This window comes from Buttiauxella sp. JUb87 (assembly GCF_004361975.1).
Taxonomy (GTDB): domain Bacteria; phylum Pseudomonadota; class Gammaproteobacteria; order Enterobacterales; family Enterobacteriaceae; genus Buttiauxella; species Buttiauxella ferragutiae.
This window is the reverse complement of sequence record NZ_SNVY01000001.1, coordinates 1254812-1278776: the sequence shown is the minus strand read 5'-3', so window position 1 is coordinate 1278776 and position 23965 is coordinate 1254812. Positions and strand designations below refer to the sequence as shown.

Below are 23965 nucleotides of genomic sequence, written 5' to 3'. Positions count from 1 at the left end.
GAGCTTTATGATGCAGCCTGACCTGCTACCCGGCCACCGCGCCGTTTTGTCTTTACAGCAACTTCGCAACATTTCCCCGCTTGTTCACTGCATGACTAACGACGTCGTGCAGAGTTTTACCGCCAACGTTTTGCTGGCTATTGGTGCGGCTCCCGCCATGGTGATTGAAGCACAAGAAGCCGCTCAATTTAGCCCGGTTGCCCATGCGCTGCTGGTCAATATTGGCACGCTGACAGCCGATCGCCGTGATGCCATGCTTGCAGCCATTCATGCTGCAAATGAATCCGCCACACCCTGGGTGCTGGATCCGGTTGCCGTTGGCGGCCTGACGTTCCGTACTCAATTCGCCCATCAGGCGCTCGCGCTAAAACCTGCGGCCATTCGCGGGAATGCATCTGAAATCCTCGCACTGGCGGGGGAGCATTCTGGTGGAAGAGGCGTGGATAGCACCGATGATGCATTTTCCGCACTACCTGCGGCGCAGGCGCTTGCTCGACTGACTGGCGCGATTGTCGCGGTGACGGGTGAGCGTGATTACATTACCGATGGTGAAAACAGCTGGAGCGTGGCGGGCGGCGGCATTTTGATGACGCGTGTGGTCGGCACCGGTTGTGCGCTTTCAGCGGTAGTTGCCGCCTGTTGCTCTTTGCCGGGCTCGCGGCTGGATAACGTCGCTGCGGCTTGCCAGTTTATGAAGTTTGCAGGCCAGCAGGCTATATCAGCCAGCCGTGGTCCCGGGAGTTTTATTCCGGCATTTATCGACGCACTTTACGGGCTGAATGGGGAGGCGTTGGCATGAAAGGGTTAACACGTATCAATGCGCTGACTATTGCCGGAACCGACCCGAGCGGTGGCGCGGGTATTCAGGCCGACCTGAAAACTTTCTCGGCGTTGGGGGCATATGGCACCAGTGTGATTACCGCGTTAGTGGCGCAGAACACGCGTGGCGTGCAGTCGGTTTATCGTATTGAACCGGCCTTTGTTGCCGCGCAACTGGACTCCGTGCTCAGTGATGTGCGCATTGATACCATTAAAATCGGCATGTTAGCGGAAACCGATATTGTGGAAGCGGTGGCTGAACGGCTGGCGTTTTACCACGCACAAAATGTCGTGCTCGATACGGTGATGCTGGCGAAAAGTGGCGATCCTTTGCTTGCGCCCTCGGCGGTTGACAGTTTACGCCGTCGGCTTCTGCCGCAAGTGGCGCTGATTACGCCGAACCTGCCGGAAGCCGCCGCCTTGCTGGATGCCCCACACGCACGCAATGAACACGAAATGAAGCTACAGGGCGACGCTTTGTTAGCTATGGGCTGTAAAGCGGTATTGATGAAAGGCGGACATCTTGACGATGCTGAAAGCCCGGATTGGCTATTTACCCGCGATGGCGCACAGCGCTTTACCGCGCCGCGCGTACAAACGCGCCATACTCATGGCACTGGCTGTACGCTTTCTGCGGCACTCGCCGCACTTTATCCACGCTATCACGACTGGCCGCAAACAATTCTGGCGGCGAAAACGTGGTTGTCTCAGGCTTTAGAGCAAGCAGATTCGCTGGAAGTGGGTAACGGAATTGGACCGGTGCATCATTTTCACCAATGGTGGTGATTGAGGTAATACCACTATAAGACCATTGAGTTATACTGGTTTCACCTTATCTTCCGGACATTTGCGCGACATGGAACAGGTTCACACTCAGCTCATTGAGCAACTTATCCAGCGGTTTTCGCAGGCTGATAACACGCCGCTGTATTTGAAATTCGCCGAAACGGTGAAGGCGGCAGTACGCAGCGGTATTTTGCCGCAGGGCAATATTTTGCCGGGCGAACGCGATCTCAGCCAGTTGACTGGCGTTTCGCGCATTACGGTGCGCAAAGCGATGCAGACGCTGGAAGACGACGGCGTGGTGACGCGATCCAGAGGTTACGGTACGCAAATTAACTCCACTTTTGAGTATTCGCTCAAAGAGGCGCGCGGGTTTTCTCAACAGGTGGTTTTGCGCGGTAAAAAGCCGAACACGCTGTGGGTCAATAAACGGGTGGTGAAATGCTCGCCGGAAGTGGCAGAACAATTAGCCGTGGCGGCAGATAGCGACGTGTTCTTGCTCAAACGTATTCGTTACGTTGATGAAGATGCGGTATCAGTGGAAGAATCGTACGTTCCTGCGGAGTTGATCGCCGACCCTGATGAAATCGGTGTTTCATTGTATGACTACTTTCGCAGCCAGAACATTATTCCTCAGCGCACCCGTAGCCGCGTCAGCGCCAGAATGCCGGACAGCGAATTCCAGTCGCACATCAAACTGGAAACGCCAGTGCCGGTTCTGGTTATCAAACAGGTTGCTTTTGACCCGCAAAACCGGCCCATCGAGTACAGCATCAGCTACTGCCGCAGCGATCTATACGTTTTTGTTTGCGAGGAGTAGACCCGTCATACTTCAAGCTGCATCTTTGTTGGCTGCGTTCTCTCACCCGAATCACTTAGTTTACTAAGCTCATCGGGACTCGCTCTCTTGCCGCCGCGATGCCGCTCGAATTATTTTGGGTATCGGTATAGTTGTTCCAGAAACGGCGCACAGTCGCCGCCCCGATGGCTGACAACATAAGACGCAACTGCATTTCCCAGACAAACTGCTTCTGCCAGACTCCATCCTGCAGCCAGCCCCGCTAACGTGCCGCCCGCATGGCTATCGCCCGCACCAATGGTATCAACCACTTGTGCCGGGAAAGGAGCCACCAGCGCGATGGCGTCGTGGGAGCCAAACCACGCGCCTTGTTTATCGAGCCGCACGATGAGCGGCGCGTCATAACGTTCAAGCCAGGCACGGCAAATCCCTTCTATATTGTCGCCAGCCACCTCCAGCCATTCGGCTGCAATCGCGGCCTCCTGGCGGTTAAGCGAAACAATCGGTTTGCAGGCCATAATCCGCGTCAGCAGCGGGGCGGGAATATCAGCAATGCGTGGGCCAAAATCGATAAATGCCGTGACGCCGTTCAGCGATTCAAGCCAGCTCACCAACAGTTCCGCACATGGCCCGGCCAGTTGATAACCCGAAAGCGACAGCAAAGTGCCAGGAGCGAGCTGTAACTTATCCAGCCACGGTTGATTCCACTGATGTTCGACACCACGAAACGACATAAACGTTCTTTCGCCATCCGGCTCGACCAGCGCCAGGCACCAGCCGTTATCGCCGCTGTTGGTGTGGATTTCGCTTTCGATGCCTTGTTTTTCAAGACTGCTGCGGATGATATCCGCCCAGGTTCCCTGGCCAATGGGCAGCGCATTTTTCGAAGCGATGCCGAGGCGTGACAGTGTTAGTGCGATATTCAGCGCACAGCCGCCGATATTCACGCTTTGTTGTTGCAGCTCGATATCGCAACCGCGCCACGGCAGAGAGTAAGCGTCGGCAATGACATCAATCACCGCCGAACCGAGTACGCAAACCGGGCGTTTTGCTGCCAGCCCTGGTAAGCGGGAACGTAATTCAGCGGCTTTCATTGCGCGCCTCCCTTTGCTGGCGATAGCCCATAAACAGGCGGCTGTAGCGCGTAAAATCGAGCTGGTTGACATCATCAAGCTCGCGTTTAAGTTCGCTATCAATGCTTTCTACGCCATGAAGCGCACCACAAATCGCCGTCGCCATCGCCCCAATGGTATCGGTATCGCCGCCGAGGTTGGCGCATAAAATCGCGCAGCGGTTAGGATTGGTTTGCGCCAGTTCCACCATCGCAATGGCTGCCGCGACAGACTCAATAGTGCTGGTGCCGGTACCGACCAGTTGATAAATCTGTTCCATGCCAGACTCGGTGCCGCGCGCGGTTCTGGCAACATTTAACGCCAGTTCAATACGCGCCCCAAGGGAGGCATTAAACGTGGTGACTCGCTTTTCCTGCGCGTGGCGAGCAATCGACGGCAGTTCATCGCAGATGGTTTCCCAGCTTGTTCCTTCAATGGCTTTCGAAATTGCCCAGGCAATGACCACCGCACCGGCAAGGGCGAGGTCGGATTTGTGCGTCGGGCTTGAGGCGAGCGCCACTTCATCAATAAAAGCATCAAGATTGCCGGTAGGCAGCAGGCAGCCCAACGGTGAAGCGCGCATCGCCGCCCCGTTGGTTACGCCATTGTTTTCCAGCGCGCTAACCGGCGTGCCTTGTTTAATCGCATTCAATGCAATCTTTGATGTCGGGCCGAGGACGTTTTTATTGAACGCATCAAAGCCTTCAGCCCAGCTTAAAATGTGGCGGCCAATGGTATCGGCATTAATCACGCCATCATGTTCGATAATCGCGTCCGCCAGCGCCAGCGCCATCGAGGTGTCGTCAGTAAACTCTGCCCGGTTAAAATAACAGGCGGCGTTATTTTCCGCAGGGCCGGGCAGGAAGCGGTCAATCCAGCCAAAGTGCGCTTTCACCCGCGAGCGTGGCCACAACTCCGACGGCATTCCCATTGCATCACCTAACGCCTGGCCATAAAAGGCTCCAAGAATTCGATTTTCCATCATTATGCTTCCTTTAAATCTTTTTCAGTTTGGTTGCCAGCAACGGCAATAGTGGTGATCTCTTTGTCCGACTCGCGGAAAAACACCATAAACAGCACGGTAATGACTGTGATCATGATGGCGCCAAAGCCCCACATTCCGGCCCAGTTGAAGGTCTGGCCGTTTACAGGCGTTGGGTAGGCGAACATTTTTTCCATCATTGCTGCACCGATGCGATAGCCGAGCAGGCTACCGAACCCCTGACAACACAGCGTAATCAGCCCTTGTGCTGCGGTGCGCATATGGACGGGCGCTTTTTTATCAACGTAAATGTAGGCGGTGACGTAATAAAAGTCGTAACTCACGCCGTGCAACAGAATGCCAAGGAACAGCAGGCCGTAGGTAAAGATGTGGTCGGCGCCACCGTAAACGAAGAAGCCGTAGCGGATGGCGGCGGTGATAAGACCAAGCAGTAATACCTTTTTAATGCCAAAGCGCTTAATAAAGAATGGCAGCGCCAGCATAAAGAAGATTTCGGAGAACTGGCCCAGCGTCATCCATCCAGTGGCGTTATGCATACCGACTTCGGTCAGATACCCGTTGGCGAAGATGTAATAGAACGCCAGCGGCATAGCAAACAGGAATGAGCAGAAGAAAAAGACCAGGAAGTTTTTGTCTTTGAGCAACACAATCGCATCAAGACCGAGCATCACTTTCAGGCTCATTTTGCCGGTGCTTTTTGGTGGTGTGTTGGGCAAGGCCAGCGCAAAAATACCCAGCAGCAATGAGCTACCGGCGGTTATCAGTAACGGAACGTTGGTGGGCGAGATATCGCTAAAACCGAGCATTTGCGGCAAGAAACCGCACACTAAACCCGAGGCAATCCAGCCGATAGTGCCCATTACACGAATGCGCGGGAAGTCCCGCTCCACATCGTCGACATTGGAAAATGCGATGCTGTTAGTCAGCGCGATGGTTGGCATGTAGGTCAGGGAATAGGCCAGCAGCAGCGGGAAGAAATAGACAAACTCGGTTTGTTGCGCCGCCAGATACATCAGCACCGCACCGACAAACATCAACAGTGCCAGCACCTTTTGCGCGGCAAAGAAACGGTCGGTCAGCGAGCCGACCAGAATCGGCGACAGAATAGCGGCGATAGCGGTACAGGCGTAAGACCAGCCGATTTCAGTTGGGCTAAAGCCACTTTTGTTGAGGAACAGCCAAAGCGGGACGAACCAGGCGCCCCAGATAAACCATTCAATAAACATCATGAATGAAAGGCTAATTGTTGTACGTTTCATACGTTGAACCTTCATGATTGTGTTGGGTACACCATAACCATACCAATCAATAATACCTTTTAAATACCTTTGTGTTGATTATATGATCGGTGTGGCAAAAAAACGCATCCGTGTTTACCAGACTATACAACCCAAAACCAACCAAAAGTGCTCCCGGAGTGGCGAAGAACGCCACTCACGACCAGGATTAGGTCTGCTTGTTTTTTAGCAGGACTATTCATCAACAGCGGGCAGGGCGCTCGCTGAAATAACGGGAGCGTATTATGACTGATATTGCGCAGTTGCTTGGCAAAGATGCCGACGGCTTGTTACAGCATCGTTGTATGACTATTCCGGCAGACCAGTTGTCTCTGCCTGGCTCGGATTATGTAGACCGCGTGATGGTGGATAACAACCGCCCGCCTGCGGTGCTCCGTAATATGCAGACGCTGTATAACACCGGGCGGCTGGCAGGCACCGGTTACCTGTCTATTTTACCTGTCGATCAGGGTGTGGAACACTCTGCTGGGGCATCGTTTGCGGCCAATCCACTCTATTTTGATCCCAAAAACATTGTTGAGCTGGCGATTGAAGCGGGCTGTAATTGTGTTGCCTCAACCTATGGCGTGCTGGCCTCTGTGTCGCGCCGCTACGCGCACCGCATTCCTTTCCTCGTCAAGCTGAACCACAACGAAACGCTGAGTTACCCAAATACCTTTGACCAGACGTTGTACGCCAGTGTTGAGCAGGCGTTCAATATGGGCGCGGTGGCGGTCGGCGCGACCATTTACTTTGGTTCGCCGGAATCACGCCGCCAGATTGAAGAGATCTCGGTGGCGTTTGAACGTGCGCATGAACTGGGGCTGGTTACTGTGCTGTGGGCGTATCTGCGTAACCCAGATTTCAAAAAAGATGGCGTGGATTACCACGTTAGTGCTGATCTCACCGGGCAGGCGAACCATCTGGCGGCCACAATTGGCGCGGATATTGTGAAACAGAAGATGGCGGAAAATAACGGCGGCTACAAGGCGGTGAACTTTGGTTATACCGACGACCGTGTTTACACCAAACTGACTAGCGATAACCCGATCGATCTGGTGCGTTATCAACTGGCGAACTGTTATATGGGCCGGGCCGGGCTGATAAACTCCGGCGGTGCTGCTGGTGGTGAAACTGACCTGACTGACGCGGTGCGCACTGCGGTAATTAACAAACGCGCAGGCGGTATGGGGCTGATTCTGGGGCGCAAAGCCTTTAAGAAATCTATGTCTGAGGGCGTTAAGTTAATTAATGCGGTTCAGGATGTTTATCTGGATAGCAAAGTGACTATCGCCTGATTTATTGCCCCTCTCCCTGAAGGCTAGCTCCAGCGCCTGTGGGAGAGGATTAGGGTGAGGGCACTCATCCGGGAATTAACCCAGCAGCGGGCAGTTTGGCGGCAAGCGGCAACTGAGCGCATTGGGATGGATATCAATGCGGAATTTCTGGCTGGTCAGCGGCTCGCCATCAAGGTTAAAGGTAATATCGTGCGGGGCGGTTATCTCAAACCAGGATGAACGCCCGTCAATAATATTGGGGTTGTCGTCTGATTGCGTCAGAGTTTTAAAAATTGCTGGCAGCAACTCTTCGCCAGTGAAAATCCGCAACTCTAACAAACCATCATTAATCAATGCCTGGGGGCAAAGTTCCTGCCCACCACCTGCCTGGCGGCCATTGCCGATACCGATCACCAGCGCATCACCTTGCCATTCAAAACCTTCCCCACGAATTTCGCAGCGGTCAGGTTTGAGCGTGTCCAGGCGAATCAAACCATGAACAAAATAGGCGATACCACCCAGGGCGGCTTTTAGTTTTTCTGGTGTTTCAGTGGTGATACGCGTGCCAAAACCACCGGTCGCCATGTTGATAAAGAAGTAAGACTCGTTAACCTGCACCAGGTCGATATCGACACCTTTACCGACAATCGCCAACTGCAAAGCTTTGTCGAGTTCCTGAGGAATGCCGACGCTGGTGGCAAAATCATTGGCGGTGCCTAGCGGGAGAATGCCTAGCACCGGACGATGTTCCGGAGCAAGTTGTGCCAGCGCCGTCGCCACTTCGTTGATAGTGCCATCGCCACCGCCCGCAACCACGGTATCTGCGCCTATGCGCGATGCTTCTTCCACATAACGAATCGCATCCCCTTTTTCCCAGGTGACGCGAATATGTAACGTATATCCTTCTTCGCGCATGACCTTCACGGCGCTACGCAAGATGTCGTTTTCCGCACCTTTGCCGTTCAGGATAATAAGCGTGACTGGAAACTGCTCCATGGTACACCTCTGGAAATGTGGTTGAGTTCAGAGTGTATCTTATCTGTGGCAATGACGAGTAAGAACAGGCTGAGTCTGTGGAGTTAAGCAAAAAAGAAGTTCCTTGGCAGAGATTTTATTTTTAATAGGATGTTGTACTTTTCACGAGTTAATTTATTTGAATTACGTCAACAATATTTCCCGTAATTAAACCTGAACAATATCACTATTAATTAATGGGCAGGTAAAGTCGTGCCTGCATAACGGTGGCTCATCTGCGTTGATTGCGTGTAAAACCCTGGTGTATCGAGCTAACATCAACACTAAAAACAGGGTTATCAGACCAGTTGATGAAGTTGGTGTTATGTTGATTTTTGGATGTAAATGCGACTAAATTGCATTTGAGTTGGTTTTTTTATCTTTTAAATGGTTTTAAATTGCTATAATTCACTAAGACTTTTTCTTAGATCGGTAACCACGCAGGCGAACGCTTCGGCAGGGAAAAACGAGCGTGAATGAGGCTGAAAACGAGCCTGAAAAATGTGATCTATGTCATGTTTTTCAGTAACATAATGTCAGGGTTTGAATTGTTTTAATATTTCCAGTAATCAACTTTTAATGATTTTTAAGAGTCACGCGCTCTTATTTTTCGACGAAAATTATCACAATTATCTTGTCAATTTCACTTATGTTGCATTATATTTCGCCCCCAATATAGATACGTGTCATGACAAGTGACCTCGCTACTGGTACTTCTTCTTAAGAAGTATCCTGTACTTCATGGATATTATAATTACTGGAAGTAATAAATTTAATTATGAAATTAAATAAACCTAATAATTTTAAATTGTCATTGCTGGCATCTTTAATCGTTTCTAATATCTCGATTTCTTATGCTGCTTCAACAATGGATTATGAACTCGAGGTTTTAAAAAATGTCGGGCAAGGTACGGCAATATCTTCTGATGGTAGTGTGATCGGTGGTACCTATGAAATATCTGATCAGGTTTACCGTTCATTTATCAAAAAAAATGGTCAGGATATTGATATCTCAGTATTGAATAACGATGGTCGTGATGTTTATATCACCGGGATTTCCGATAACGGTGAAGTTGCGACGGGTTACTTTAATGATGCTCAAGCCACTGAGTCAGAAGCCTATGTATATAACCTGGTCACGGGTAACGTCACCATTGTAGGTAAAGATAAAAGCCTTAAGGAAGTTTCTGCTCTTGCGGTATCTGGTGATGGTAAAACCATTGTTGGTTTGGCAGACCAACACGCCTACCGTTTTTCAGAAGTTGAAGGGCTTTCATTTTTAACTAACAGCAATTCCGGTCCTTCTAGTGCCAACGGCATCAACTACGATGGCAGTGTTATTGTCGGCCGAGCGTTAATCAACAATGAAGCTCAGGCATTTAAATATACTGATGCTAAAGGTGCTGTTTCATTAGGTTCTTTGCGTAAAAATAATGATGGTTCATCCGCTGCCAATGCCGTCTCTTCAAATGGCCTGGTGACGGTGGGTTATTCAGATGATGACAATGATGAAATGCATGCATTTCGTCATACTGATGCCGAAGGCATGAAAGAACTGGGCACCCTGAAAAAAGACAATACCGGTTTTTCATCTGCATCTGCGGTTTCACATGATGGCGAATTTATTGTCGGTTCTTCATGGAATGAAGATGATAATCAGCGCGGATTTGTCTATGTCTCAAGCGCGAACAAAATGTTCGAGCTAAGCCCTCTGGATAAAAGCCTGAATGGTGGCGAGTCCAGCGCCGAGGCGATTTCTGATGATGGCAAAGTGGTTGCCGGGTATGTAGAAACGAATAACGGCGAAACGAGCGCAGTGCTGTGGAAATTACACTATTCCACAGGTATGACGCCACTTGAGCCGTCTAAACCCGTTGAACCACAGAAGCCCGTTGACCCGATTGACCCACCAAAACCGGTAGACCCAGTTGATCCACCGAAACCAGTTGATCCGGTTGACCCGCAGAAGCCAGTTGACCCAATTGTTCCGCCGGACACGGATGATCGCACTCAACCACCAAAACCAGTTGACCCGATTGTACCGATTGATCCGCGTGAGCCGACAGTGCCCTTGGTATCAGACCCAATTGATATCAATAAAACACGCCAGTCAATCAACAAAATGGCAGAAAACGGCTATAAGATTCTCGATCTCTATCAGACCGCGTTATATAACCTGGCTGAAAGCCGTTGCCAGATGGGCGATAGTGACCACTGCGTAGGTTTATTTACCCAGTATGATGACGTTCACCAAAATAACCGTATTGCGACAGGTCTGTTTGGTTCATTCCGTTTCCCGGCAGAAAACTGGACGATGGGTGGGTCACTGAATTTAGCCAATCATACTAATCTGGTCGAAGGTTATAAAACCAGTGGGAATAACCAACCTGGCGTGGGGACGTGGTTACGTTACCAGGAAAATAAAGATAACGTCGGCTTCAGTTCGGAAATTTCAGCGGCCTTCTTACAACAAGGACTGGAAATTAGCCGTGCCGCTCAATATGGGACAGAAGCGGGCAAAGGGAATTCTAAAATTAAAGGTTATTACGCCAGCTTAACCGCCAGTTACGGTATTGTTCTCAACGAACAAACACGCGTAACCCCACTGGCTGCGCTGAAATATCATAAGGTTTCTCGTGCCGGTTACACTGAACAAGATAATATTGATTTCCCTGCTACTTATGGGCGCATGGGCAATGAAAACTTCGATCTTCAGTTAGGTGTTGATATGAATCATCAGCTCACTGAGTCTGTCGAATTAGATGCGGGTGTCGGTGCTGATATTAAGCTTCATCATAAACGTGATGCGTTCACCGGCTTGATTCAGTATGTCAACGATGCGGATTCTATTTACGACCGTGGCGATAGCCAAAGCGTTAAGCCTTATGCACAAGTCGGCGTAAATTATTACATCACCCCTAATTCAACCCTGCGCGGGAATGTCGGTTACCAGACGACTGATTATCAGAACGACGGTATGCAGGTTGGGTTGAGTTATTCCTACCACTGGTAATGTTAATACCCTGCAAGCTGCAGATGCTGTCGCAGTATCTGCGGCTTTGTGGGAGCCCGCACTATTACACCTACTGCATCTGAACATGCCAAAGTGGTGCTTCATCTTCTTCTGAGTGATGGTATTGATAATTTGGGTGAATGATAACAGGTCTGAATTATAACTGATGTTGTATAAGATCAAAGCTCACCCTATCTCATTGAGGTAGGGTTCTGACCCATACAATAATAATTATGATGGGCCGCAAATGCAGCAAGACCGCCAGGAACTTATCCGATCGTTGTACAACGAGTACATCGAGATGTACGCAGCACGCGATGAACGCCTAACCACGCGGTTCAGTAACAATTTCAGTGGCTACACCGGCAGCGGTGATTTTCTGGTCAAAAACTCGGATGAGTGGGTGGAAATAACCCGCCAGGATTTCGCACAAATACCCGAACGTCTGCGCATCGAAACGCTGGATCTTTCTTTCCAGGATGTCAGTGACGATGTGGTGGTGGTCACAGCCTTCTTCCATATTCATTTGCCCATTGTTGATCAAATTTTGTCGAACGAAACGGCCCGGCTGGTATTGATTTTCCGACTAGAAAATGATGACTGGAAAATTGCGCATAGCGGTATCTCTATTCCGTACAGTTCAGGTCAGCAAGACGAAATTTACCCATTGATTGCAATGCGAGAGCAAAACCGCAAGCTCGAGGAACTGGCCAGGGAACGCACCCGTGAATTGTCTGCACGTAACCATATTCTGTGGCTGAACAATCAGGTGCTGGAGCAACTGAGTCAGAATGCTCCACTGTCCAGAGTACTGGACACCATGGTGAGTATTATCAATGAGTATCGTCCCGGCATGCAGGGAGCTGTATTGTTAGTTTCTGACGATGGCCGAGAGCTGAGAGGATGTTCCGCACCTGATTTGTCTGAGGCGTGGTTAAGCGCGACAAAGTGTCTCCCAATATTGGAAGGATTCGGGTCTGCTGTGACAGCCGTTCTTCGTGGAGAAACAGTCATTGCGGAGGATGTGGCAACACATCCATGCTGGGCCGAAAAGCGTGAAAAAGCGCTCGACCTCGGAATGCGTGCATCCTGGGCTCAGCCTATCAAAAACAATGAAGGGGAAATCCTCGGAGTCTTCACCCTGTATAAACGAGCGCCAGCAGTACCGGATATCCATGACCTTGCCCTGCTAGAAGACTACGCCCGGCTCGCGCAAATGGTCATCGAGCGTTCGCGTCTGGCCGAGGCATTGCATGAAAGCCAGGTACTCTATCGCCTGATAGCAGAAAACAGTAACGATGTGGTCTGGGTGATGCAATACCCCTCGATGCAGTACAGCTATATCAGCCCTTCAGTGGAGAGATTGCGTGGCTGGAAGCAGGAAGAATTGTCCAGTCACTGTCTGGCTGCCTCGATGTCACCGGACTCATTCAGGCAGTGTCGAGATGTACTGGCGGAGCATTTTCAGCGCGTTAATGACGGTGATATGACGGGCCGTTTCATCCATATTGAGACAGAGGTCTTGCACAGGGAAGGGCATTGTGTCCCTATCGAGGCAGCGGCGACTATCATGCTGGACTACGCAGGAAAACCGACCCACGCAGTGGGCAGCTCGCGGAACATCACCAAGCGTAAGACGGCGGAGAAAGCACTGGCTCAGGTTCGTGAAGAACTCGCCAACCAATTACTGTTTGCGCAAACCCTCATCAACGCAATCCCTAACCCGGTATTCGCTAAAGACTGTGCCGGACGCTATCTGATGTGTAACAGGGCGTTCGAAGAACTCAAAGGAAAATCACCCGAAGAAGTCCTGGGCAAAAACGCTTTCGATCTCTGGCCTCAGGAAGTGGCTCAGGTCTTTGTCGAGGCAGACATCGCTCTGTTAGATCATCCAGGTTCTATGGCCTATGAAGCGAGGATAGTGCATCGCGATGGATCATGTCGGGACGGGGTGTTTAGCAAGGCAGTATTCCACGACAGCAACAGCGAAGTGGCGGGTGTAGTGGGCGTCATGATGGATATCACAGAGCGTAAAGCTGCGGAGGAAGCCATCCGCAACATGGCGTTTGTCGATCCGCTGACCGGTTTGCCCAATCGGCGGATGATGGAAGAGCGGCTTGGGCAAATGCTTGCGCTCGCCCAGCGGGAAAAGCGCAAGTTGTCACTGCTGTTTATTGATTTGGATAAGTTCAAGGTGGTCAACGATCAGTATGGGCACAATGCCGGCGATTGGTTACTGATGCAGGTTGCGAGCCGGATACAGGCTGTTCTACGAGCGTCTGATATTGCCACGCGCATCGGCGGCGATGAATTCGTTATCCTCCTGCCTGATGTTAGCAACACAGAAGATGCTGTTTTGGTGGCTGAGAAAATCCGTGCCTTTCTTGAAAAACCTTTCATCATGGACGATGGTGTGGAGCTGGATATTTCATCAAGTATCGGTGTGGTGATGTACCCAGACCTGGCAGATAACGCTCGCGATTTACTGCATTCTGGTGACGAAGCCATGTACCGTGCCAAAAAGAGTGGCAGCAATGCAGTGGAAGTGTTTTGTAAGCCGACCCCGGATACAGAATATGTCATGCGCCGAGGACTTCAGTGCAATAGTCTTCATTAGCCCTGACGCCTGGGGGAACAGCATTGAAGAGTGCCGTTGCTTTTGCGATGGCACACTGCGTCACGAGCAACCAATCTACTGGATGTAAAAAGCACCTCAAACGGGATAAGTACAAAAAAGAAGGCCTGCGCAAGGGAGATTGCACAGGCCAATGAGGTGGTTCCTGGTACATACCCATCATACTTCAAATTGTAGATGCGTTGGCTTTCCTCGTTCACCCCAGTCACTTACTTGAATAACTGACTGGGGATTCACTGCGTTGCCGCCTTTCTACAATTCGAATTATTTAGGGTATAGCTTGAATTTATGGGTTATGTTTTTCAGCTCAGCGATAATAACCGCATCTAACGAAGCGGTATGTGATCGGTTTCTAAGAAATCCTCTTGCGCTAAAAAATCCCCTAAATTAACTATTTAGCGTGAGGATCGCGTGAGGTCTGACCTGCCAAATTGCGCATCAGCAGCGCATAATCCAGCGAGACATCTTCCGGCACAGGCATCCATACGGTGTGACCATCGCCCGGAGCCACGTCAATCGGCTGCGCTTTAGTATTTTCCAGCACTTCCAGCGTAAAAGTGACGTTACCTTGCGGCGTCATTAATTCCAGGCTGTCGCCGAGCAGGAATTTATTCTTCACTTTTACCGCCGCCAGCTCGCCACGACGCTCACCGGTAAATTCGCCGACAAACTGTTGGGTTTCAGAAACCGAATGGCCGTAATCATAATTCTGATACGAGTCGTGATTGTGACGGCGCAAGAAACCTTCGGTGTAGCCGCGATGTGCCAAACCTTCAAGTGTGGTCAGCAGCGTTGGGTCGAATGGCTTACCGGCAGCGGCATCGTCAATCGCGCGGCGATAAACCTGAGCGGTACGCGCGCAGTAGTAATAGGATTTGGTGCGGCCTTCGATTTTCAGTGAGTGCACGCCCATTTTGGTCAGGCGTTCAACGTGTTCAATGGCGCGCAGATCTTTCGAGTTCATGATGTAAGTGCCGTGTTCGTCTTCGAACGCGGTCATGTATTCACCTGGGCGTTTGGCTTCTTCCATCATAAACACTTTGTCAGTCGGTGCGCCTGCGCCCAAAGTTGGCTCGATATTTTGTACCGGAATCGGCTCATGAAGATGCACGATATTACCGACATCATCTTCTTTGCCTTCTTCAACTTTGTATTCCCAACGGCAGGCGTTGGTGCAGGTTCCCTGGTTTGGGTCGCGCTTGTTGATGTAACCAGAAAGCAGGCAGCGGCCTGAATAAGCCATGCACAATGCGCCGTGAACGAAAATTTCCAGTTCCATATCCGGCACTTGTTCACGCACTTCGGCGATCTCTTCGAGTGACAGTTCACGGGAAAGGATCACGCGGGTCAGCCCCATTTGTTTCCAGAACTTCACGGTTGCCCAGTTTACGGCGTTGGCTTGCACCGAAAGGTGAACATCCATTTTCGGGAATGCTTCACGCACCATCATGATTAAACCAGGATCGGACATGATCAGCGCATCCGGGCCCATATCGATAACCGGTTTCAGGTCACGGATAAAGGTTTTCAGCTTGGCGTTGTGCGGGGCAATGTTGACAACCACGTAGAATTTTTTACCCAGCTCATGGGCTTCGTTGATGCCCAGTTGCAGGTTTTCGTGATTGAATTCGTTATTGCGCACTCGCAGGCTGTAACGCGGTTGGCCCGCATACACAGCATCGGCGCCATAGGCGAAGGCGTAACGCATATTTTTCAGCGTTCCGGCTGGCGAAAGAAGTTCTGGTTTAAACATGATTTTCTCGTTCTGATTTCAGGTCAGAACCACCGCACAGGATGCGATGGTTTTAAGGCACAATTTTAGGGCGGGCATTGTATCGCCAGTGAGCGCCTGAGTAAACGGCTACACCATCGGGTTGACCTCGCCTGGCAGTTCGGAGGCCGGGATACGCGCGGTGTGCCAGGCGTAACGTAAACGTTTCCAGAACGTGTCAAAATGCACCACAGCCAGGCAATCTCTTACCACATCACTATCCGGATAGAGTGCTTCGGCAAAATGGGCCCATCTCGCACTTTGTTTGATATTAAACAACGTCTTATCCTGCTTGTTGCCATACAAACGCGACAGCGTCACCATCGCCTGCAACGTGCCTTTGTTAGCTTCTTCCTGCACCAGCGCCAAATGCGCATGTGCCAGCGTCAAATCGGTGACTTCAAAAATATTGAGCATGAATAGTGCCCAGGCCTGTTCGTGACCCAACTGGTGCGCCTGCCAGAGGTTATCCAGCAGATTTTTTTCGTAGCCGGGCCACTTAGCACAGTCGCTTTCTTCCTCACACAATCGCTGATTACAGATAGCGAGGCTGAATTGAATATCCCGTAAATCCGCTTCATATTCGCTATAACCGCCATTGGCGATCAGGCTCCGCGTGCTGTCGCGAAGGGCGATTTGCTCGAGCAAAATTTGTGCGGCGCGCTGATAACAGTCCAGTGCAGTCGCGGTTTGATAAGGGACAAGAGTGCCATCGATACGATTGTTATACTCATCACCCAGCCATTGGAGTGCGCCGGGGATATTACGCTGCGCACCAGCTTCTGCCAGCGCTACGCAATACTCCGGGCGGTTGAGCCAACCGAAGGAGCGGATGGTCCATTTCCAGGTCGCGCTGTATTTTATGGCTGAAACTTTCGCAAGCCAGGCGTTACCCTGTTGTTCATTTTTCTCAAAGCCAAACAGCCCTGCGTGCTGGAAATAACCGCGATAAATCAACGCCGCCCAGCCTTCTGCCTGTTGTGAGTTTTGGCAAATAAAATTATAAATCCAGTGGCTGTCCGGGAAATCGCGGAGCGCAAATTTGAGTGCCTGATAGGTGAAATAGTTACTTAGGCTCTTTTTCTCCATGACTACTCGCTGGATACAGCGCCAAAGTGCTTCTTCATTCTTTGAGTCGTCATAGCAGTCCAGCAGCCATTCCAGCGCATTGTGGCGGTCTTCCTGGTTGCGGGCATGGCAGGCAATGGCTTCCGCTTTGGCGATGGTTTTCTCAAGGGTTGCTGGGGAGTCAATATCTTTGATGCGCAGGTCGCGGCATTCGTCCCACCAGATCAGCAGTTCCAGGTGCTCACGCTCGCTATCAGACAGATGCGCACAGGATGGCGATGCGAGGAACTCCTCAATTTCTTGATGGGAACCGCGCCAGCGTGGCATGCGAAACGGAAGATACTCGTCCAGCGCGTGGTATGCCGTCGGGAAAATGGCCAGACATACTGTTATCCAGTATTTTTGGGGGGATTCGTTGTCGGGTGCTGGCAGCACCTGTGGGCGTGGCAGGGAGGGGCAGACGGCTTTGTCCAGTGATAAACCGGAATACGCCATCAGCGCGTCCATTTCTTGCGGTGAACGCAGATGAAATTTAGCCAGTTTCGGTACGCCAGCGGCGCCAGCAGTCTCTGCACCTTCCAGAAAATCAGCCAGCCAGTCGGGTTCGCCAAATACCTGCGCGTTGGTGCTGGCGAGTGAGGCCGCCATCCACTGGCGCGGTTCGCAGTCAATAGCGTTGATTGCAGCAATCACCATCTGTTCATTGCAGGCGCTGGCGCAAACCCACATTGCGTCCGTCGTATCGCGCGCCCAGCCGTAGCTGCGGTATAGCCAGGCACGATGGTTCCAGTATTGCGCTTCGGCAAGCCAGGCGTGAGTGGAACGCGGGCGGGCATTTTGCCAGGCTTTGATCAGCGCCAACCCTTCTGGGCCAGCTTCAACCAGTGGCTCCATATCATTGAGGGGGTTACACATCTGTGTCCAGGCGTGGAAGTAGCGTCTTTCCGCCTCGCGGCTGGTGAAGCTTTCCGCCAGCGCATGGTTAAACAGGGCGTCCAGTTCGTCGTAGCGTTTCGCTTGCAGCTGGCTGGCAATGTCGGCGATAAACCACTCTCGTTGCCCGCTATTTTCCTCCATTTTGCTGTTACACATTGTCGCGGTGGCGTTAATAACGGCATCGTTCAGTTCCATGTGTTCATCCCTCAATTCAGTTCGAAAATTTTAAATTCATTCCACGGCAATGCCCGCCAGTGACTGAACGGATCCTCCAGATATTGCATGACGATCTGAAGATCGCGCCCGGCAACCGTCGCTGGGGTGCGGTGGAGTTCCAGCCAGATCTGGCGAGCGCGCACGTAGGCGGTGGCGTAATCTTCCCAACTGCTGAAACAGTCCTGGGCGCGCTGGCCGTTGAGCAGTAAAACCAGCCACGCTTGTTCTTCACTGCACCAGCCTAACCCGGCGATGCAGCGTGTTAGAAAGGCGGTGCGCGCGCAGTCGAAAGCCAGTGCGTCGCGTACCTGCCCACGGGCGGCTAACTGGTCATAAAAACCGTAGGGTGTTTGACCCACACCGCCAGGCCAATGATTTAAAATATCAGCCACTTGTCCGCGTAGTGCGCCGCCATCAAGATCTTCTTTCAGCCCGAGTTCTTTTTTTACCTGTTGCGCCAGTTGCTGGCGTTTAGCGTTATCAATCTTGAACGTTAGCGTGATGTCTTTAGTTTTAAGCCCGTTACGCAACATGAGAATATCAGCCAGCGCCAGTGCCCATTGGCGTCGACGGGTATCGTGGCGTCTTTTCTCAAGATGTTCTTTTCCTGGTTCTTGCGCTGTTCTGGTTTTAGCTCGCTTCGCTTTTTTTCTGGCTCTCCAGAAAATAATCAGCATGGCGATTAGCAGTGAAAGGAGGAGATGCAACGTTACTTCCTCTCGTCAGCGGTAAGATAGCGGGTGGTTTGCAGCGTGAGGCCTTCAATTTCAAACGGTTCGCTGCTGGTGTTTTTCCCGGCAAATGTCGGGTGCCATTTTTTTTGCGGATACAGCATTTCAGCCGCGGTTGCCACCGTCGGGTCAATGGCTTGCAGATGGTGCAGTTCGCCTGGCGCGCTGTGAAGCAGCAACCACTGGAACGCGATGGGCGGCGTGGCGAAGTGTTGCAGCAAATGGAAATTGTTGTGTAGCACGCTCAGCAGAAATCCCTCGTCCTGGATATCGGTAATGAATTTCCAGCCTTGATGTTCCGCTGTCTTTTCATAAACGATACCCATGCCTTCGCAGTCGGCATGGCGTACCGGTAGCGGGGCAACATGGCGCAGTAAATGCAGAACGTCGGTGGCGTATTTTTTTACCGGATGGCGGTTTTGCTTACCTTTGATCTGCTCGATCTCAGGCCCATCCGAGGTGACCCGCAGGCTGATGGTGACGTGGGGAATATTGTTATCGTCGCGCAGGCTGAACAGGCGCATCGACCCCTGTTCAAGGTGGCTGGCATAGTGATCGCCGTAACCGCCAGTGAGGGCGTTAGCATCCTGGAAGTGCCCCACACAGTGCTGCATATGCCAGGATTCATAGGCCATTTCACTGCGTAGCGCCGGATGCGTGGCGTCAAACTCATACAGCGTCCCGCTGGCCACGCTGATGACTTTTTTCAGCACCTCCTGGGTGGTGGGGCACCAGCCTTGCTGACGGCGGCGCTGCATTTTTTTATGCTCAGCCTCGCGCATCTCCAGTACGGTAAAACAGTTAATACGCTGTAGTTTTCCAGCCAGACGGGTGTCGTTTTGGCGGGAGAGAAATTCCACCACATTACGCTCAGTGGCGTGGATGTCCGGATGCTGTGGGTCGAGATAATAGAACGTGCCGCCGTCGGCCAGTTTCGGCGGTAACCATGCAGGCATGTCAGTGCCGGTTCCGAACCAGGTGGCGTAATCAATTGCGTTGCGTACCGGGTTTACGTGAGGGAAACTGCCAATCACCCAGCGATAAAAATGGTTGGCCAACCAGCGGCGAATGTCTTCGCTATCGCTGCGCTGTTCACTGCGCATGACGATTGTCGCCATGACATCGGTCGAGTTGATGACATTGCGCGGTTGATAGGTTTTTTGAGCGTTATTGTCACACATGGCTTTCCCTTGCCTGGTTTGTCAGCGTCAGTCTACTCGCAGATAGTGCCCATCGGCTCGGACGTTCATGCCAAAACCGCATTCAGCGGGTTCACCTGTGGTGGCGTCGATGGCTTCGGGCGAAACGGTGAGCGAGATGTCACATTGAATATAGTCGCCTTCCCGCAGAGCGATAACCCCTTTGTTGTTTTTGAGTGTCACCTTCTCTGAGAACTCGCCCATATTGGGGCCGTAATAAAGCGCCATCATGCCGAGATAGTAACCCTGAAAATCAACAGAATAGGCGGATTCTTTTTCGAGGTCTTTTAAGGTGAATGTCTCCCAGGATGCCAGCCCAGCGTAATTCCAGTATTCACCCGCAGCGGAAGTCGGCTTCGGCAAGGCCGCCAGCTTTTCTTTGATAAGCCCCAGGTTGTAAACAGACTTGGCATCGTCAGGTTTGAGCATCAGCCAGGCGCGAGCTTTACGCCATTCTTTCTGGCGCATCCAGGTGAGTGCCACATTGTTGTACGCGGTGGCGATAGCCTGGTCATCGAGTCGGCAACCTTCGCTCCAGGTCACCTGATTTTCGAAGGCTTCGCGTGCTTTAGGGTAATCTTTGGCTTTGTAGAATTGTTCGCCCTGGCTTGCGTAAGAAGGGATTTTTGCGCAGTCGGCGGCCATTTGTTGTTCGGTGATTTCTGCATGGGCCATGCCCGATACCAGCAGCAATAACGCACAATTGCGTATCTTCATTGTCACTCACATCCGTATAAATGAGGTTAATCAATCCGGCTGGCATCGGCTTCCCAGCGGTAACCCACGCCATACACGGCACGGATAAACGACTGTTCTTCATCCAGCGCTTCGAGCTTACGGCGCAGGTTTTTAATATGGCTGTCGATGGTGCGGTCGGTGACGACGCGGTAATCGTCATAAAGCTGGTTTAACAGTTGTTCGCGTGAAAAGACTTTACCCGGTTCATGTGACAGGGTTTTTAACAGACGAAATTCAGCCGGAGTTAAATCCAGCAGTTTGTCGTGCCAGCTGGCCTGGAAGCGGCTTTCATCGATAATCAACGGGCTAATTTCATCGGCAGCGATGGGGTCGCGCTGGCGTTTGCAGCGGCGCAAAATGGTTTTGACTCGAGCCACGACTTCACGCGGGCTGTAAGGTTTGCAGATGTAATCATCGGCACCAATTTCCAGCCCTAACAGGCGGTCGATTTCCTCGATTTTGGCGGTCACCATCACGATGGGAATTTCGCAGAAGCGGCGGATTTCACGGCACAGTGTCAGGCCGTCGGTGCCGGGGAGCATTAAGTCGAGCAGGATTAAATCCGGTGGTGTCTGGCGCACAAAAGCCAGCACTTTATCGCCGTGGGTAATTAATTCTGGTGCATATCCCGCAGCACGTAAGTAATCAATTAACAGTTGGCCGAGCTTAGGCTCGTCTTCAACAATTAAGATGCGCGGTGTGTTTTCGTCAATCGGTAACTCGGTCATACAGGTCTCAACGATTCTGGCTCCAGCGGTAACTCTACTGTAATGCTAACCCCGCCGAAAGGCGAATGGGTCGCGGAAAGCTTGCCATTATGGGCGTCGACAATGTTCTGGCAGATAGACAACCCAAGCCCTGAGCCGCCACTGGCGCGGTTGCGCGAACCTTCAGTTCGGTAAAAGCGCTCAAACAACATGGTCAACTGTTCGTCATTGACGCCCGGCGCGCTGTCGGCGAAGTGCATCACGAAACGCTGATTCACCACTTCACCGGAAATAACCAATTGCCCACCGGCATCAGTATAACGCAGGCTGTTTTCCAGCAAATTATTGAATAATTGCATTAAACGGTCACTATCACCAAAAATGGTCACGCTGTCCGGCAGTGCCAGGCTAATGGTTAAACCGCGCGAATTAAAACGCTCACGGAACGCGCCAGCAACAATTTCCAGTAGGTTGATAATATCCAGCGACTGCTTCTGATAGGCCAATGCCCCTTCGTCGGACATCGACAACTGGTGCAAGTCATCAACCAGTTTGGTTAGCGTCGCGACTTCCATTTGTAGCGAGACAACGGATTCAGGGGTGAATTTGCGCACGCCATCCTGAATCGCTTCCAGCTCGCCACGCAAAATGGCCAGCGGGGTGCGTAATTCATGGGAAATATCCGCCATGTAAGCGCGGCGCATGTTGTGGTTTTTCTCAAGCGTACTGGCAAGTTGGTTAAAGTCTTGCGCCAGTTTGCCCAGTTCATCCTGGCTGGTGGGATCGACGCGAGTGGTGAAATCCCCGGCGGCCAGTTTATGGGTGCCTTCAACCAGCCGTTTCACCGGAGCCAGTAACCCGCGAGCGAGGAAGAAGGTGGCCGCCGCCGCAAGCAGGGAGGAGAAAGCGACGATAATCCAACTGGTGCGACGTTGCTGCCTGTCGAAATTAATATCGGTGTTGCGTGTGAGCCGTTCAACGGGCGAAGCCACCACCCAACCGGCGTCACGGCCATTCACGTTAATCGCCCGGCGCATACCATCGCCGGGAACCGGGCCACGCGGGCCAACCAGTACTTTGTAATCTTCATCGACAACCCAAAACTGGGTGCGCCAGCCGTGGGGTGGCAGGTTATGATTTTCATCATCGCTATGCTCAAAAGAGCGCAATAGCTTGAACATAAAACGGTCGTTGTTGCGCAGGAACTGCCAGTTACCGTGCTGCGCATATTGTTCACCCAGCGCTTCGCTGAGCATCTCCAGACGCTGTTCATTGCCGCGTTTGATGTAGTCAATAAACCCATGTTCGAAGCTGAGCCGCACGCCCCAGTGCATGGTGGCGAGTACCACCAGGCAGGTGGAGAAAATCGCCAAAAACAGTTTGCCGGTAATGCCTGGCCGCCACAGCTTCATGAGCTACTCCTTTTACGCCGCGCAATCACGACATTTTTGGTGGTGTCCTTCGGGACGCGAGCAAAAATTAGCGCTGGCAGAGCGATAACCACTGCCATGCTGAGATACGTATACATAAAGACGCTGTGAACCACGGTGTTATCTGCCGTCAGTTGATGATGGCCATACATGCCCAGTAGCAACCCGGCGATGGTGACGCCAATACTCATCGAAAGCTGCATCACCATCGACAACAAACTGTTGCCGGAGCTTGCCAGATCGTCAGGCAGATCTTTTAGCGTCAGGGTGTTCATTGACGAGAAGCGGGTGGAGTTCACCATTCCGAGCAAGAACAGCACCACCGGCAGCGCGTAATACCAGCCCATCAGCGCGGTTGCCATAAACAATAAGATGACCAGTGCCAGAGCGAGCGTGGAGGTGACTAACACGTTGCGGTAGCCAAAGCGGTTTACCACCTGCACCACAATGCGTTTCATGCCCATGCTGCCCAACACCATCGGGACCATCATTAACCCAGCGTGGAACGGCGAAAACCCGAGGCCGATTTGCAGAAACACTGGCGTCATAAACGGGATCATGCCGCTGCCGATGCGTCCGCAGAAGCTGCCCAGTAAACCGAGTGAAAAGGTCTGCGTCTTAAATAGATTGAGGTTGAACAAAGCGTTGTCATTGGCTTTGGCGTGCCACAAATAGAGCGCCATTGCCGCCGATCCGCCGCCGACCAACATCCACAGCGTTGATGGCGTGATGCCCAAACCTTTGGCGCCATCCAGCGCAATGGTCAGCGCCGCCATACCGAAGGCCAGCAGCACAAAACCCATCATGTCGAATTTGCGCGTCTGCATGGTGTAGTTCGGCATCAGCCACAGCGTGGCGATGGCACCGATAATGCCCACCGGAAGATTAATTAAGAAGATCCAGTGCCAGGAGGCGTATTCCACCAGCACGCCGCCGAGCGCGGGGCCAAGCAACGGGCCAATTTGCCCAGGCAAGGTGACGAAGGTCATCGCCGCCATATACTGCTCGCGCGGGACGATTTTCATCACCGTCAAACGCCCAACCGGCACCATCATTGCGCCACCGATCCCTTGCACCACGCGCGCCATCACCAGCTCGTCAAGGGTTGCAGCATGGGCACATAACAGCGAACCGATAGTGAACAAGACGATGGCGGTGAAAAAGATATTGCGCACGCCAACACGGTCAGCCAGCCAGCCGCTGGCGGGTAACATTACCGCCACCGTTAAGACATACGACACAATCACCGAGTGCATATGCAGCGGGCTTTCACCGAGGCTCGCCGCCATGGAGGGCAGGGCGGTATTGACGATGGTGGTGTCCAGCGACTGCATGAAGAAGCCGAAGGCGACAATCCACAGTTGCCAGCGCACGGCAGCAGGCAGTTCAGTCATTTAACTATCCTTCATAAACGGTGGATGACGCTGGCGCTTATCC

18 protein-coding genes are annotated in these 23965 nt (G+C 52.0%); 6 read left to right on the top strand and 12 right to left on the bottom strand.

Annotation, left to right across the window (positions count from 1 at the left end; all coding sequences use genetic code 11):
* The first annotated feature begins 10 nt into the window (after positions 1–10).
* From thiM to EC843_RS06040, 3 genes are all read left to right on the top strand, one after another.
* Positions 11–799 (top strand): hydroxyethylthiazole kinase, encoded by a 789-nt coding sequence (gene thiM / locus EC843_RS06050; protein ID WP_133522073.1) that lies wholly within the window; start codon positions 11–13, stop codon positions 797–799.
* Positions 796–1605, top strand: a complete 810-nt coding sequence (thiD, locus tag EC843_RS06045) for a bifunctional hydroxymethylpyrimidine kinase/phosphomethylpyrimidine kinase (RefSeq protein ID WP_121815245.1) — start codon at positions 796–798, stop codon at positions 1603–1605. Before thiM ends, thiD begins: the two co-directional genes overlap by 4 nt.
* 70 nt (positions 1606–1675) lie before the next feature.
* Positions 1676–2422, top strand: a complete 747-nt coding sequence (locus EC843_RS06040; protein ID WP_064545144.1) for a GntR family transcriptional regulator — start codon at positions 1676–1678, stop codon at positions 2420–2422.
* A gap of 110 nt (positions 2423–2532) precedes the next feature.
* On the opposite strand, the gene EC843_RS06035 is transcribed toward EC843_RS06040, so the two are convergent.
* The 3 genes from EC843_RS06035 to EC843_RS06025 are packed head-to-tail and all read right to left on the bottom strand — an operon-like array spanning position 2533 to position 5775.
* On the bottom strand, positions 2533–3495 hold the full coding sequence (locus EC843_RS06035) for a PfkB family carbohydrate kinase (RefSeq protein ID WP_064545146.1): 963 nt from the start codon (positions 3493–3495) through the stop codon (positions 2533–2535).
* Positions 3482–4498: an ADP-ribosylglycohydrolase family protein gene (locus EC843_RS06030; RefSeq protein WP_133521902.1), complete on the bottom strand. Its 1017-nt coding sequence runs from the start codon at positions 4496–4498 to the stop codon at positions 3482–3484. The genes EC843_RS06035 and EC843_RS06030 overlap by 14 nt, the downstream gene beginning before the upstream one ends.
* Positions 4498–5775: a nucleoside permease gene (locus tag EC843_RS06025; protein ID WP_133521901.1), complete on the bottom strand. Its 1278-nt coding sequence runs from the start codon at positions 5773–5775 to the stop codon at positions 4498–4500. The genes EC843_RS06030 and EC843_RS06025 overlap by 1 nt, the downstream gene beginning before the upstream one ends.
* A 263-nt stretch (positions 5776–6038) precedes the next feature.
* Between EC843_RS06025 and fbaB the strand changes: the two genes are divergently transcribed.
* Positions 6039–7091, top strand: a complete 1053-nt coding sequence (gene fbaB / locus EC843_RS06020) for a class I fructose-bisphosphate aldolase (RefSeq protein WP_064545152.1) — start codon at positions 6039–6041, stop codon at positions 7089–7091.
* Positions 7092–7166: 75 nt separating this feature from the next.
* Here the strand turns inward: fbaB and yegS are convergent, their stop codons facing one another.
* Positions 7167–8066, bottom strand: a complete 900-nt coding sequence (yegS, locus tag EC843_RS06015; RefSeq protein ID WP_064545154.1) for a lipid kinase YegS — start codon at positions 8064–8066, stop codon at positions 7167–7169.
* A gap of 886 nt (positions 8067–8952) precedes the next feature.
* On the opposite strand from yegS, the gene EC843_RS06010 reads away from it, so the two are divergent.
* Complete coding sequence (locus tag EC843_RS06010) at positions 8953–11097, top strand: autotransporter domain-containing protein (RefSeq protein WP_232886676.1); 2145 nt, start codon at positions 8953–8955, stop codon at positions 11095–11097.
* A gap of 247 nt (positions 11098–11344) precedes the next feature.
* Entirely contained in the window at positions 11345–13714 is a 2370-nt protein-coding gene (locus EC843_RS06005) for a diguanylate cyclase (RefSeq protein WP_133521899.1), read from the top strand.
* A 409-nt stretch (positions 13715–14123) separates the two neighbouring features.
* On the opposite strand, the gene yegQ is transcribed toward EC843_RS06005, so the two are convergent.
* The 8 genes from yegQ to EC843_RS05965 all read right to left on the bottom strand — a co-directional run bounded on the left by yegQ (position 14124) and on the right by EC843_RS05965 (position 23922).
* Entirely contained in the window at positions 14124–15485 is a 1362-nt protein-coding gene (yegQ, locus tag EC843_RS06000; RefSeq protein WP_133521898.1) for a tRNA 5-hydroxyuridine modification protein YegQ, read from the bottom strand.
* 108 nt (positions 15486–15593) lie between these two features.
* Complete coding sequence (locus tag EC843_RS05995; RefSeq protein ID WP_133521897.1) at positions 15594–17702, bottom strand: DUF4034 domain-containing protein; 2109 nt, start codon at positions 17700–17702, stop codon at positions 15594–15596.
* Between the two features lie 11 nt (positions 17703–17713).
* A complete protein-coding gene (locus tag EC843_RS05990) occupies positions 17714–18400 on the bottom strand; it encodes a DUF1266 domain-containing protein (protein WP_133522072.1) in 687 nt (228 codons plus the stop codon).
* A gap of 32 nt (positions 18401–18432) precedes the next feature.
* Complete coding sequence (locus EC843_RS05985; RefSeq protein ID WP_133521896.1) at positions 18433–19635, bottom strand: PcfJ domain-containing protein; 1203 nt, start codon at positions 19633–19635, stop codon at positions 18433–18435.
* Between the two features lie 27 nt (positions 19636–19662).
* Positions 19663–20370, bottom strand: a complete 708-nt coding sequence (locus EC843_RS05980) for a tetratricopeptide repeat protein (protein WP_133521895.1) — start codon at positions 20368–20370, stop codon at positions 19663–19665.
* 26 nt (positions 20371–20396) lie between these two features.
* Complete coding sequence (gene baeR, locus EC843_RS05975; protein ID WP_064545165.1) at positions 20397–21119, bottom strand: two-component system response regulator BaeR; 723 nt, start codon at positions 21117–21119, stop codon at positions 20397–20399.
* A complete protein-coding gene (baeS, locus tag EC843_RS05970) occupies positions 21116–22510 on the bottom strand; it encodes a two-component system sensor histidine kinase BaeS (protein ID WP_064545167.1) in 1395 nt (464 codons plus the stop codon). Before baeS ends, baeR begins: the two co-directional genes overlap by 4 nt.
* Positions 22507–23922 (bottom strand): MFS transporter, encoded by a 1416-nt coding sequence (locus tag EC843_RS05965; RefSeq protein ID WP_133521894.1) that lies wholly within the window; start codon positions 23920–23922, stop codon positions 22507–22509. Before EC843_RS05965 ends, baeS begins: the two co-directional genes overlap by 4 nt.
* Between the last annotated feature and the right edge of the window lie 43 nt (positions 23923–23965).